Here is a 12,334-nt window from a genome sequence, read left to right on the forward strand (position 1 = left end):
CGTCGGGCTCGCTCAGGCCGTGGCCTGCAGGTGGGCGAGGTTGCCCAGCATGTCCTGCGTGATCTCCGGCAGGCCATAGCGCGGTGCCCACTGCCAGTCGCGCCGCGCCACCGAGTCGTCGATGGAGGCGGGCCAACGGCTCGCGATGCCCTGCCGGAAGTCCGGCGTGTAGCGGATCTCGAAGTCGGGCACATGCGCGCGGATTTCTGCAGCGATCTGCGCGGGCGTGAAGCTCAGGCCGGCCACGTTGTAGCTGCCGCGCTCGGAGATGCGCTCGGGCGGTGCCTCCATCAGCTCGAGGGTGGCGCGCACCGCGTCCTCCATGTACATCATCGGCAGCGCCTCGTCGCTGTCCAGGAAGCAGGCATAGGCCTCGCCCTTGAGTGCGCTGTGGAAGATGTCGATGGCGTAGTCGGTCGTGCCGCCTCCCGGCGCCGTCTTGTACGAGATGAGGCCGGGGTAGCGCATGCTGCGCACGTCCACGCCGTGGTTCTCGTGGTACCAGCGGCACCAGCCTTCGCCGGCCAGCTTCGAGATGCCGTAGACCGTCCGCGGGTCCATGACGGTGGCCTGCGGGGTGCGGTCGAAAGGCGTGCCGGGCCCGAAGGCTGCGATGGAGCTGGGCCAGAAGACCCGGTCGAGCTTGAACTGGCGCGCGACTTCCAGCACGTTCAGCAGGCCCGACATGTTCAGGTTCCAGGCCCAGGTCGGTGCGCTTTCGCCCGTGGCCGACAGCGCCGCTGCCAGGTGGTAGATCTGCGTGATCCGGTGGCGCTCGACGATGGACTTGAGCTGGCCGATGTCGGTCACGTCGAGCATCTCGTGTGCGATGCCGGCGTGGCGGCCGGTGGGCACCCTGTCGCTGCTCACCACGCTGCCTTCGCCATGGCGCCGGGCGAGGGCAAGCGTGAGCTCGGTTCCCAGTTGCCCATTGGCGCCGATCACCAGGATCCGGGACGCCGCGTTCATGCCAGCACCCCGACTTCCTTGCCCGCCTGGGCGAAGGCGGCCAACGCCGCATCGAGCTGTTCGCGCGTGTGCTGCGCGCCCAGTTGCACGCGGATGCGCGCCAGCCCCTTGGGCACCACCGGGTAGGAGAAGCCGATGACGTACACGCCCAGTTCCAGCAGGCGGGCCGACAGCTTCTGCGCTTTGGGCGCGTCGTAGATCATCACGGGGATGATCGGATGGTGCCCCGGCTTGACGTCGAAGCCCAGGCGGTCCAGCCCCTGGCGGAAGTAGTCGGCGTTGGCCTCCAGCCGGTCGCGCAGCTCGGTGCTGGCTTCGAGGATGTCCAGCACGCGCAGCGTGCCGCCCACGATGGCCGGCGCCACCGTGTTGGAGAACAGGTAGGGCCGCGAACGCTGGCGCAGCAGTGCGATCGCCTCGGCCCGCCCACTGGTGAAGCCGCCCGATGCGCCGCCCAGTGCCTTGCCCAGCGTGCCGGTGATGATGTCGATCTTGCCGAACACGCCGCGGTACTCGTGCGTACCGCGCCCCCGCGCGCCCAGGAAGCCGGTGGCGTGGCTGTCGTCCACGCCCAGCAGCGCGCCGAACTCGTCGCAGACGGCCCGGACCTGGTCCAGCCGCGCAATGGTGCCGTCCATGGAGAACACGCCGTCGGTGAACACCAGCTTGAAGCGCGCGCCATCGGCGCAGGCCTGGCGAAGCTGCTGGCGCAGGTCGTCGATGTCATTGTTCCGGTAGCGATAGCGGCTGGCCTTGCACAGGCGGATGCCGTCGATGATCGAGGCGTGGTTCAGCTCGTCGCTGATCACCGCGTCCTGCTCTCCCAGCAGGGTTTCGAACAGGCCGCCGTTGGCGTCGAAGGCCGAGCCGTAGAGGATGGTGTCCTGCGTGCCCAGGAAGGAAGAGAGGCGCTTTTCCAGCTGCTTGTGCAGGTCCTGCGTGCCGCAGATGAAGCGCACCGAGCTCATCCCGTAGCCGCGAGATGCCAGCGTCGCCTGCGCCGCGGCAACCACCTCGGGATGCGAGGACAGCCCCAGGTAGTTGTTCGCGCAGAGGTTGATGGCCGAGCGCCCGTCGTCGGTGACGACGCTGCTGCCCTGGATGGAGGTGATGATCCGTTCCGACTTGAAGAGGCCCGCAGCGCGAATGGCCTCGAGTTCCTGCCGGATGGACGTGTAGAAGTCTTCTGTTGAATGCATGGTCCCTGAGCGTTGGTTGTTATGTATGTGGATCGTTGTTCTGTATAACGAACAACATGTTCACTATAACGAACGGACCGGGCGCACGCAAGTGCGAGCTGGCCCGTCGGCCTCCTCAGAACCTGGGGGATTGGCTGAGGTATTCGACCACCAGCAGGGCCACGGCGGCGGTCTTGGCGGGGTTGCGGATCGCGTGCTGCACGTCCACGGCGTAGCGCGCTGTCTCGCCGTGCCGCACTTTCTTCTCGCTCTCGCCCGACTGCACGACCAGGCTTCCGGAGACCACTGACAGGTGCTCGCGCGCGCCGCGCTCGTGCGCATCGGAAGCCAGCACGCCCCCGGGCTGGAAGCTGAGTTCGTACCACTCCACCTTGCCGGCCAGCTCGATGGTTCCCAGGATGCGCAGCTCGCACTTGCCATCCGGGCTCTTGATCACCGGCGTGCCGTGCGATGGCGTGACGGCTACGTCCACCGCCGCCTCGGGCGGCGACACCGAGAGAAAGTCGGCCAGGCTCACGCCCAGCGCATTGGACAGCCGCCACAGCACGGCCACCGTCGGATTGGCGTTCTTGCGCTCGATTTGCGAGAGCATGGACTTGGACACCCCCGCCCGCCTTGAGAGTTCGTCCAGCGACACCTTCAGGGCCTGGCGCCGCATCTGGAGCAGTGCGCCCACGGGCGGGGGGCCGCCGGCGGCGGAGTCGGGCGATGCAGCTTTGTTCATTGTGGATTCCTTCTCGTGGCTGGTGGCCTCAGTGCGCGCACGCGTTCGAGTCGTAACACGCCATTGCCGCGCAGGCAGGTGCAACCCTACAATGGCCGCTGTTCAGTATATCGAACACGCGTTCGATATGGTGAACAAAGGTTAAACAGAAAAATCGACAGGGAGTAAGCGCAATGCGCGTGGGTATCTTGGGTGCCGGGGCCGTAGGCTTCGGCACAGCCGCGTTTCTCGCGGAAAAAGGGCATGAGCCGCTGATCTGGTCGCCATCGGGCGACCGCACGGCTCGTTTTGCGCAAGGGGCGCGGCTGGTGGCCAGCGGCGCCATCCATGGCCAATTCGAGGTCGGGGTGGCGGAAAGCTGCCATGACGCGGTCTGCAACGCGGAGATGGTGCTGCTGGCGCTTCCCGGTTACGCCCACCGCGCCACGCTGGAAGCGGCCGCGCCGCACATCCGGGCCGGGCAGCCGGTCATCATCAGCTCGCACATGTCCTTCGGCGCCCTCTACCTCGAGCGGCTGCTGGAAGAGCGCGGCGTGCGCGCGCCCGTCATCGCCTGGGGCACCACGCTGGTCACCGGATCGCAACCGTCCTCGACCGAGGTCAAGGTGGTCTCGGTGCGTGGCCGCATCGACCTGGCGGCCGTACCTGCGGCCAGCGTCGGCGAAGCGCTGGCCCTTTGCACGCGGCTCTTCGGCGATCGCTTCGTGGCACGCGAGGGCCTGCTGGCCATCGCGCTGAGCAACCTGAACCCGCAGAACCACCTGGCCATCGCGATGATGAACCTCACGCGCATGGAGCGCGGCGAGACCTGGAGCCAGAGCGAGAACGTCACGCCCGCGGTGGGCCGCCTCATCGAAGCGCTGGATGCCGAGCGGCTGGCCATCGCGCGGGCCTGCGGCGTGTCCGTGAAGACGGTGCGCGAGCATTTCTCGCAGTCATTCCATGTGCCGCCCGGCGGCGTGTTCGAGATGAACCGGCAGATGTTCGAGCAGGGCAACACGGCCTTCGGACCCCGGAGCGCCGACAGCCGCTACGTGCTGGAGGACGTGCCCTTCGGCCTGGTGGCCACGGTGGAGCTGGCCCGCCTTTGTGGCGTGCCGGTGCCCTTGCACGAGGCCGGCGTGGCGCTGTTCTCCGCTGCCTACGGCCGCGACTTCGCTCACGAGAACGACCTGCTGCGGGCCCTCGGCTTCAAGGCCATGGGCCTGGCGCAACTGCAGCAGACCGCGCGCAACGGCAACTGAAGAACATTTCACACAGGGAGACCCGCAAATGCAAAGAAGAACCGCGCTGATCGGCCTGGCCGGCATCGCCGCCGGCGCAACCACCACCACCACCACCTGGGCCCAGGGCCTGGTGTGGCCCGGCGCCACCGTGCGCATCGTCGTGCCCTACGGGGCGGGCGGCGGCACCACCGACCCGCTGGCACGCGTGTTCGCCGAGGAACTCGGCAAGGAGCTGGGCACCAGCTTCATCGTGGAGAACAAGCCCGGGGCCAACGGAAACATCGGCGCCGTGCTGGTCAAGCGGGCGCCGGCCGATGGCAGCGTCTTTCTCTTCACGGGAACCGGAACGCTGGCCACCAACATGGCGCTCTACAAGGATCCTGGCTTCGACACCCTCAAGGACTTCGACCCGGTCGTCCTGGTGGGCAACGTGCCCAACGTGCTGGTGGTGAACCCCTCGCTCAAGGTGAACAGCGTGAAGGAGTTCGTTGCCTACGCGCAGAAGAACCCCGGTGCGCTGACCTATGCCTCGACCGGAAACGGCAGCTCCATGCACACGGCCGGCGAGCTCTTCAGCCAGTCCACCCACGTGAAGATGCTGCACGTTCCCTACAACGGCGCGGGCCCCGCCACCACCGACCTGCTGGCTGGCACCGTTCAGGCCATGTTCCAGCTGGTGCCCGGCATCGTGCAGCAGGTGAAGGCGGGCAAGGTCCGGGCGCTGGCCGTGATGGCGGCCAGGCGCTCGGCCAGTCTTCCGGACGTGCCGACCATGGCGGAGGCCGGCTATCCCGGCCTGGAGTCCTCCACCGGGCTGGGCTTCGTGGCGCCCAGGGGAACGTCGCCGGCCATTGCCGCGCGGATGAATGCGGCCGTGAACACGCTGCTTCAGCGCCCGGCGTTCCGCGCCCGGGTGGCCGAGATGGGGGTGGAGCCCATGGGGGGCAGCCAGAAGGAATTCGCGGCCTTCCTCGGCGTGGAGATAAAAAAATGGGGCGATGTGGTGCGCAACGCCGGCATGGCCATCGAGTGAGCTGGCTTGCAGCTCAGGCAAAGCAAAACGGGCCCCGCGGGGCCCGTTTTCGATTGCATGGGTGCGAGATGGTGGAGAGGAGGAGGATCGAACTCCCGACCTCCGCATTGCGAACGCGGCGCTCTCCCAGCTGAGCTACCCCCCCACATCGCGAAGCAAGTCTAACGCGAATCGCCAGGGGCCGGGTGTCCGTGCCGTGTCAAGATTGCGGCCTTCCGACACCCCCGATGGAGCCCCGACCGATGCCGCTGGACGACCCCGAATGGCTGGAGCGCATGTACAACAACCGGGCGCGGGTGCCCGAGCATGGCGAGTACTTCGCCCGCTGGGCCGCCGACTCGGCGCGCGTGCGTGAATCGCAGCCCTGCAGCATCGACGTGCCCTATGGCGACGGGTTGAACGAGACGCTGGACATCTTTCCGGCCGACGGCGGCACGGAACGCGCGCCGGTGCTGGTCTTCATCCACGGCGGCTACTGGCGTTCGCTGGACAAGCGCGACCATTCCTTCGTCGCGCCCGCCTTCACCGGGCGCCGGGTCTGCGTGGTGGTGCCCAACTACGCGCTGTGTCCCGGCACCGACGCGGCGCCGGTGAGCATCTCGCACATTGCCCTTCAGATGGTGCGCGCCCTGCACTGGACCTGGCGCAACATCGCCATGCACGGCGGCGATCCCGGGCGGATCACGGTGGCGGGCCACTCGGCCGGCGGACATCTCGCCGCGATGCTGCTGGCATGCCAGTGGGAGAGGGTGGCCGGCGACGTGCCGGACCAGATGGTGCGCAATGCCCTGGCGCTCTCGGGCCTGTTCGAGCTGGAGCCGATGCGCCGCACGCCGTCCTTCCAGGCCTCCCTGAACATCACGCCCGAAGAGGTGCCGCGCATCAGCCCCGCCATGTGGCCAGCGCCCGCAGCCGGCACGCTCTACGCGGTGGCCGGCGCGAAGGAAAGCGAGGAGTTCATCCGCCAGAACGAGGCCATCGCCGAAGCCTGGGGGCCGAAGGTGGTGCCGGTGTGCGAACTTGCGCCGGGACTGGACCACTTCAGCATCGTCGATGCGCTGGCCGACCCGGCGCACCGGGTGCACGAACTGGCGGTGGGGTTGCTGGAGCGCCGCGGCTGACGATCGACGGCGCGCGGCGCGCCGCTGCCCTTACATGAGCAGGTGCTCGCCGGCGTTGTCGCCGCCCAGGGTCACGTAGTTGACCTTGCGGATGTCCATGAGCTTCTTGCCGCCCGCGTAGCTGATGGAGCTTTGCACGTCCTGCTCCATCTCCACCAGCGTGTCGGCCAGCTTGCCCTTGACCGGCTCCAGGATGCGCTTGCCCTCGACGTGCTTGTACTCGCCCTTGTTGAAGTCGCTGGCCGAGCCGTAGTACTCCTTGAAGAGCTCGCCGTCGACCTCCACGGTCTTGCCGGGCGATTCCTCGTGGCCGGCGAAGAGCGAGCCGATCATCACCATCGAGGCGCCGAAGCGGATGCTCTTGGCGATGTCGCCGTGGTCGCGGATGCCGCCGTCCGCAATGATGGGCTTGGTGGCCACGCGCGCGCACCACTTGAGCGCCGACAGCTGCCAGCCGCCGGTGCCGAAGCCTGTCTTCAGGCGGGTGATGCACACCTTGCCCGGGCCGATGCCCACCTTGGTGGCGTCGGCGCCCCAGTTCTCCAGGTCGATCACGGCCTCGGGCGTGCCCACGTTGCCAGCGATGACGAAGGACTTCGGCAGCTTCTGCTTCAAGTAGCCGATCATGTTCTTCACCGTGTCGGCATGGCCGTGGGCGATGTCGATGGTGATGTATTCGGGCACCAGCTTCTCGGCGGCCAGGCGGTCGACCGTGTCGTAGTCGGGCTTCTTCACGCCCAGCGAGATGGAAGCGAACGCGCCCTTGGCGTGCATGTCGCGCACGAACTTCAGGTTGTCGATGTCGAAGCGGTGCATCACGTAGAAGTAGCCGTTCTGCGCCAGCCAGAGGCAGATGGATTCGTCCACCACCGTCTTCATGTTGGCCGGCACGACCGGGATGCGGAACTTGCGCCCGCCCAGCTCGACGCTGGCGTCGCATTCGGAACGGCTTTCCACGCGGCACTTGCGCGGAAGAAGAAGGATGTTGTCGTAGTCGAAGATTTGCATGAACCAGGCTCCAGATGGAAGTCGTTGAAAAAACGAGTGAGCGCTTGGTCCGGCCGGTTTCTTCGCGCCTGCCACAAAGGCTTCGGCCACAAAAAACCGGGCGCAAGAATCTTGGGCCCGGTGACTGATTCTACGCCATCGCACCATCCCGCGCAGGCACAGGAATTCATATGGAGTCCATACGGCGCGCTTTCTACGGCGCACTTTCTACAATCGGTCGATGCTGACTGATCTCGAGGCGTCTGCCGCCCCATCGCCTCTGCTCCAGAACCTCAATGCGGAGCAGCGCGCCGCCGTGACGCTGCCGCAGGGGCATTCGCTCATCCTGGCGGGTGCCGGCTCGGGCAAGACCCGTGTCTTGACCACGCGCATCGCGTGGCTTCTGCAGACCGGCCAGGTATCACCCGGGGGCATCCTGGCGGTGACCTTCACCAACAAGGCCGCCAAGGAGATGCTCACGCGCCTGTCGGCCATGCTGCCGGTGAACGTGCGCGGCATGTGGATCGGCACCTTCCACGGACTGTGCAACCGCTTCCTGCGCGCGCATTGGAAGCTGGCCGGGCTGCCTTCCACCTTCCAGATCCTGGACACGCAGGACCAGCTCTCGGCCATCAAGCGGCTGATGAAGCAGTTCAACGTGGACGAGGAGCGCTTTCCGGCCAAGCAAACCCAATGGTTCATCGCCGGCGCCAAGGAGGACGGCCTGCGCCCGCGCGACGTCGAGGCGCGCAGCGAGGACGACCGCAAGAAGGTCGAGATCTACCAGCTGTACGAAGAGCAGTGCCAGCGCGAGGGCGTGGTCGACTTCGGCGAGCTGATGCTGCGCAGCTACGAACTGCTGCGAGACAACGACTCGATCCGCGAGCACTACCAGCGGCGCTTCCGCCACATCCTGATCGACGAGTTCCAGGACACCAACCGCCTGCAGTACGCCTGGATCAAGATGCTGGCCGGCAACACGGTGGAAGGCCGTTTCGTCTCCGGCGACAACAGCGTGCTGGCCGTGGGCGACGACGACCAGAGCATCTATGCCTTCCGCGGCGCGCGGGTGGGCAACATGGCCGACTTCGTGCGCGAGTTCGACGTGCAGCACCAGATCAAGCTGGAGCAGAACTACCGCAGCTTCAGCAACATCCTCGATTCGGCCAACCACCTCATCAGCCACAACAGCCAGCGCCTGGGCAAGAACCTGCGCACCGACCAGGGGCCGGGCGAACCGGTTCGGGTGTACGAATCGCCCACCGACTTCGCCGAGGCGCAGTGGATGGTGGAGGAGATGCGCCAGCTGGTGCGCGAGGATTTCGAGCGCAAGGAAATGGCGGTGCTCTACCGCAGCAATGCGCAAAGCCGCGTGCTGGAAACCGCGCTCTTCAATGCCGGCGTGCCCTACCGTGTGTACGGCGGCCTGCGCTTCTTCGAGCGCGCCGAAATCAAGCATGCGCTGGCCTACCTGCGCATCCTGGAGAACAAGGACGACGACACCAGCTTCCTGCGCGTGGTCAACTTCCCGCCGCGCGGCATCGGCGCGCGCACGCTGGAACAGTTGCAGGACGCGGCCCGCGCCGCCGGCACCTCGCTGCATGCGGCCGTGAGCTCGATGACCGGCAAGGCCGGCGCCAACCTCTCGGCCTTCGTCGCCAAGCTGGACGTGTTGCGCGAGCAGACCCAGGGCATCACCCTGCGCGAGATCATCGAGCTGGTGCTGCAGCACAGCGGCCTGGTGGAGCACTACCGCGCCGACCGCGAAGGCGCCGACCGGGTGGAGAACCTGGAGGAACTGGTCAACGCCGCGGAGAGCTTCGTGACGCAGGAAGGCTTCGGCCGCGACGCCGTGGCCATCCCGCTGGACGAACTGCGCCAGTCGCCCGCCAGCCAGGGCATCGACACCTCGCGCCCGCTGCTCGACGACCTGCTGCCGCCTCCGCCCGACGCCGACACCGGCGAGACGCTGAGCCCGCTGGCCGCCTTCCTCACGCACGCCGCGCTGGAAGCCGGTGACAACCAGGCCCAGGCCGGGCAGGACGCGGTGCAGCTCATGACCGTACACGCGGCCAAGGGCCTGGAGTTCGACGTGGTGTTCATCACCGGCCTGGAAGACGGCATCTTCCCGCACGAGAACTCCATGAGCGACCGCGAGAGCCTGGAGGAAGAGCGCCGCCTGATGTACGTGGCCATTACCCGGGCGCGCAAGCGGCTGTACCTGAGCCATTCGCAGACCCGCATGCTGCACGGCCAGACGCGCTACAACGTCAAGAGTCGCTTCTTCGACGAGCTGCCGGAAGAGGCGCTGAAGTGGCTCACGCCCAAGAACCAGGGCTTCACCCCCTCGGCCTTCGGCTATGGCGGCGGCTACGGCTCCACGCGCGGGCAGGGCGGTGGCGGCGGCTACAGCAGCGGATACAGCGGCGGCTATGGCGGGTCGAGCGGCCGCAACGAGACCTTCTCCAGCCCGCCGGTCCCGCCCCAGAAGGCGGAGCCTGCGCATGGCTTGCGCTCGGGCATGCAGGTCTTCCACAACAAGTTCGGCGAAGGCACCGTGCTGGCCCTGGAAGGCACGGGCGACGACGCGCGCGCGCAAGTCAAGTTCAGCCGCCACGGCGTGAAGTGGCTCGCGCTGAGCGTGGCCAAGCTCACGCCGATCTGAGCGAACTGAGGACAGCGACGCGGCCGGGGCGCTCAGTCCTCGCTGAACGAATCCCTGAAGCTGAACCAGAGCGAGGCGAAGAACATCGCCGCCATCACCAGCGCGCCGCCCACCATCAGCACGCTGCCGATGGCCGAGCCGGCGTCGCCGCCGCCCATCGCGCCCGCGGCCACCATGATGCTGGTGACCAGGCTGATGACGATGCCGGCGCCCACGAAGACGCCCAGCCAGACGATGCCGAACAGGGTCAGCGCGCCGAAGTTGCGGAAGCACGCCACCGCGCTGAAGAAGATGCTCTTGACCGGCGGCACGCGGTGCCAGTGCATCAGCGCCGGCGCATGCCAGAAGGCCAGCGACAGCGGCAGGTACAGCGCCATGGCGATCCACAGGGCGAGCTGGAAGTCGGTTTCCTGCGCCGCCTCGCGCGTGAGCGGCCGGCCGAGCAGGTAGACGCCGGCGAACTTGCCACCGTCGGCCAGGGCCGAGATCGCCATCACCAGCAGGAAGCCCACGGCATAGAGCCCGCCCAGCACGAGCAGCGGCCGGATGTCCTGACGAACGGCCCGGATGGCGGCCATGAACACGCTGCCCGCCGGCGCCCGCACGCCGGGCACGGCCTGCGTGCTGGCGCTGGCGGCCATCAGGCCCAGTGTCATGGTGGGCAGCAGCACCAGCGCCACCGTGCCGCCGATGACCGGCAACTGCGAGGCGATGGACACCGCCGCCATGAAGAAGAAGAACAGCGAGACGAAGGCCAGCGGCTGGCGGAAGAAGGTCTGCAGGCCCTGGCGCACCCAGAGGGAGCCGTTGCGGGCGGGGACGATGTTGAGTTTCATGTCAGGCCATCCGCCGGGCCGCCCCAGCAATGGGCTGTGAGCGCGCGGCGTGGTGAGCGTAAGGTTTCATGTCAGGCCGCCATCTCGGCCGGCGCCTGGGTCGTGTTGTACAGGTCGAATGCCGGCAAGGCGCGTGCGCGGTAGCGCAGCACCCGCTCGAAGTGGCGGGGGTCGTGCGGCTTGAGCATGGACGCCTCGCGCGGCAGGTGGAAGTCCCACAGGCGCGAGATCCAGAAGCGCAGTGCCGCTGCCCGCAGCATGCCCGGCAGCAGGTGGCGCTCGGCCGCGCCCAGCGGCCGCACCGACTGGTAGGCGGCGAGCAGGGCCTCGGCCCGCTCGGGGTGGTCCTCGCCCGTGGGCAGGTCGATGGCCCAGTCGTTCAGGCACACCGCCAGGTCGAAGAGCCAGCTGTCCGTGCCGGCGAAGTAGAAGTCGAACACGCCCGACAAATGCGGCGGGTGGCCCGGCTCCTCGTCGCGGATGGCGAACATCACGTTGTCGCGGAACAGGTCGGCATGCACCGGCCCGCGGGGCAGGGCGGCATAGGCGGCCGATTCGGCCACGTGGTTCTGGTAGGCCAGTTCGCCGGCCAGCAGCGCCGCCTGGGCTTCGTCCAGGTGGGGCATCACCACCGGCGCGGTTTCGTTCCACCAGGCCAGGCCGCGCAGGTTGGGCTGGATGCGCGGGAAGTCGCGCCCCGCCAGGTGCATGCGGGCCAGCAGGCGGCCGAGTTCGGCGCAGTGGGCCTCGGTCGGGTCCAGCTCGCTCTTGCCGGCCAGGCGGTGCACCACCGCCGCCGGCTTGCCGGCGACCGTGTGCAGGAACTCGCAGGGGGCGTTGGCGGGAATCTCCAGCGCGTGGCCGTTTGGCGGCGCGACGGCCGGGTCGGCAAAGGGCTCGGGCACCGGCAGGCCCTTGGCCGCCAAGTGCTTCATCAGGCACAGGTAGTAGGGCAATTGCTCGGCGCGCAGGCGCTCGAACAGCGTGAGCACGAACTCGCCCGTGTCGGTGCTGGCGAAGTAGTTGGTGTTCTCGATGCCGCCCTGGATGCCCTTGAGGGCCTGCAGTTCGCCCAGGCCCAGGCGCGCCATCAACTCGCGGGCTTCGTCGAACCCGACTTCGGTGAAGACAGCCACCGGCTGCTCAGAACTTGAAGATGTTCCAGAGCGTCGGGCCGGTGCCCCCGCCCGCGTCGCCGCCGCCCTGCTGGCCGGTGCGGCTGTTGTTGTTGTTGGGAACAACCTCGTACTGGGGCATGCGCTCGTTCTTGGGGGTGACCGTGATGCTCTGGGTCTGGCCGCCGTAGCGCAGCTCGTCGACCTTGGCGCCGCCGTCGTCGACATGGATGCGTTCGATCTTCTGGTTACGCCGGCCTTCTTCGCGCTTTTCCGCCTTGGTCAGGCCGTCATCGGGTGCCGGGGAGGGGGCGGGCGCCTGCGCGTGCGCCAGGCCGGCAATGATGGCAAGGCAGGCCAGGCTCAGCGAGGCGATGCGAACGAAGGAGGTGGTTGGGGCGGCCATGATGAAGATATTGTAGGTGGCGCCAATCGCCTTTAGTAGCTTCCTTTCGCCCC

At 67.7% G+C, this 12,334-nt stretch carries 11 protein-coding genes and 1 tRNA gene; 4 read left to right on the forward strand and 8 right to left on the reverse strand.

Annotation, left to right across the window (positions count from 1 at the left end):
- Positions 1 to 12: 12 nt before the first annotated feature.
- The 3 genes from BM345_RS06935 to BM345_RS06945 all read right to left on the reverse strand — a co-directional run bounded on the left by BM345_RS06935 (position 13) and on the right by BM345_RS06945 (position 2,892).
- Positions 13 to 969 carry an NAD-dependent epimerase/dehydratase family protein gene (locus BM345_RS06935; protein WP_093377042.1) on the reverse strand — a complete coding sequence of 319 codons (957 nt, stop codon included), beginning with the start codon at positions 967 to 969 and terminating at the stop codon, positions 13 to 15.
- Complete coding sequence (gene kbl / locus BM345_RS06940) at positions 966 to 2,168, reverse strand: glycine C-acetyltransferase (protein WP_093377044.1); 1,203 nt, start codon at positions 2,166 to 2,168, stop codon at positions 966 to 968. The genes BM345_RS06935 and kbl overlap by 4 nt, the downstream gene beginning before the upstream one ends.
- A 115-nt stretch (positions 2,169 to 2,283) precedes the next feature.
- The gene (locus BM345_RS06945; protein ID WP_093377046.1) at positions 2,284 to 2,892 is read right to left on the reverse strand and encodes a helix-turn-helix domain-containing protein; all 609 of its coding nucleotides are present in this window, start codon (positions 2,890 to 2,892) and stop codon (positions 2,284 to 2,286) included.
- Between the two features lie 173 nt (positions 2,893 to 3,065).
- Between BM345_RS06945 and BM345_RS06950 the strand changes: the two genes are divergently transcribed.
- Positions 3,066 to 4,136 (forward strand): NAD/NADP-dependent octopine/nopaline dehydrogenase family protein, encoded by a 1,071-nt coding sequence (locus BM345_RS06950; RefSeq protein ID WP_093377048.1) that lies wholly within the window; start codon positions 3,066 to 3,068, stop codon positions 4,134 to 4,136.
- 28 nt (positions 4,137 to 4,164) lie between these two features.
- The gene (locus BM345_RS06955; protein ID WP_093377051.1) at positions 4,165 to 5,151 is read left to right on the forward strand and encodes a Bug family tripartite tricarboxylate transporter substrate binding protein; all 987 of its coding nucleotides are present in this window, start codon (positions 4,165 to 4,167) and stop codon (positions 5,149 to 5,151) included.
- A gap of 69 nt (positions 5,152 to 5,220) precedes the next feature.
- Here the strand turns inward: BM345_RS06955 and BM345_RS06960 are convergent.
- Positions 5,221 to 5,296 (reverse strand) — tRNA-Ala (locus tag BM345_RS06960).
- A 97-nt stretch (positions 5,297 to 5,393) separates the two neighbouring features.
- Here BM345_RS06960 and BM345_RS06965 point away from each other — a divergent pair.
- Entirely contained in the window at positions 5,394 to 6,272 is an 879-nt protein-coding gene (locus tag BM345_RS06965) for an alpha/beta hydrolase (protein ID WP_093377054.1), read from the forward strand.
- Positions 6,273 to 6,302: 30 nt separating this feature from the next.
- On the opposite strand, the gene BM345_RS06970 is transcribed toward BM345_RS06965, so the two are convergent.
- A complete protein-coding gene (locus BM345_RS06970; RefSeq protein ID WP_093377057.1) occupies positions 6,303 to 7,280 on the reverse strand; it encodes a GMP reductase in 978 nt (325 codons plus the stop codon).
- A gap of 220 nt (positions 7,281 to 7,500) precedes the next feature.
- Between BM345_RS06970 and BM345_RS06975 the strand changes: the two genes are divergently transcribed.
- Entirely contained in the window at positions 7,501 to 9,924 is a 2,424-nt protein-coding gene (locus tag BM345_RS06975) for a UvrD-helicase domain-containing protein (RefSeq protein WP_093377060.1), read from the forward strand.
- Between the two features lie 32 nt (positions 9,925 to 9,956).
- Here BM345_RS06975 and BM345_RS06980 read toward each other — a convergent pair whose 3' ends face one another.
- From BM345_RS06980 to BM345_RS06990, 3 genes are all read right to left on the reverse strand, one after another.
- Entirely contained in the window at positions 9,957 to 10,760 is an 804-nt protein-coding gene (locus BM345_RS06980; protein ID WP_093377063.1) for a BPSS1780 family membrane protein, read from the reverse strand.
- Positions 10,761 to 10,831: 71 nt separating this feature from the next.
- Positions 10,832 to 11,896: a homoserine kinase gene (locus BM345_RS06985; RefSeq protein WP_093377066.1), complete on the reverse strand. Its 1,065-nt coding sequence runs from the start codon at positions 11,894 to 11,896 to the stop codon at positions 10,832 to 10,834.
- Positions 11,897 to 11,903: 7 nt separating this feature from the next.
- On the reverse strand, positions 11,904 to 12,281 hold the full coding sequence (locus BM345_RS06990; protein WP_093377069.1) for a hypothetical protein: 378 nt from the start codon (positions 12,279 to 12,281) through the stop codon (positions 11,904 to 11,906).
- Positions 12,282 to 12,334 lie beyond the last annotated feature (53 nt).

The organism is Variovorax sp. OV329, from assembly GCF_900114785.1.
In the GTDB taxonomy this organism is placed as follows: domain Bacteria; phylum Pseudomonadota; class Gammaproteobacteria; order Burkholderiales; family Burkholderiaceae_C; genus Variovorax.

Bases quoted from the DNA above. Each gene is read 5' to 3' on its own strand.
- BM345_RS06935 (WP_093377042.1), bottom strand. From the start codon at position 969: ATGAACGCGGCGTCCCGGATCCTGGTGATCGGCGCCAATGGGCAACTG.
- BM345_RS06975 (WP_093377060.1), top strand. From the start codon at position 7,501: ATGCTGACTGATCTCGAGGCGTCTGCCGCCCCATCGCCTCTGCTCCAG.
- BM345_RS06990 (WP_093377069.1), bottom strand. From the start codon at position 12,281: ATGGCCGCCCCAACCACCTCCTTCGTTCGCATCGCCTCGCTGAGCCTG.
- BM345_RS06955 (WP_093377051.1), top strand. From the start codon at position 4,165: ATGCAAAGAAGAACCGCGCTGATCGGCCTGGCCGGCATCGCCGCCGGC.
- BM345_RS06945 (WP_093377046.1), bottom strand. From the start codon at position 2,892: ATGAACAAAGCTGCATCGCCCGACTCCGCCGCCGGCGGCCCCCCGCCC.
- kbl (WP_093377044.1), bottom strand. From the start codon at position 2,168: ATGCATTCAACAGAAGACTTCTACACGTCCATCCGGCAGGAACTCGAG.
- BM345_RS06950 (WP_093377048.1), top strand. From the start codon at position 3,066: ATGCGCGTGGGTATCTTGGGTGCCGGGGCCGTAGGCTTCGGCACAGCC.
- BM345_RS06980 (WP_093377063.1), bottom strand. From the start codon at position 10,760: ATGAAACTCAACATCGTCCCCGCCCGCAACGGCTCCCTCTGGGTGCGC.
- BM345_RS06965 (WP_093377054.1), top strand. From the start codon at position 5,394: ATGCCGCTGGACGACCCCGAATGGCTGGAGCGCATGTACAACAACCGG.
- BM345_RS06970 (WP_093377057.1), bottom strand. From the start codon at position 7,280: ATGCAAATCTTCGACTACGACAACATCCTTCTTCTTCCGCGCAAGTGC.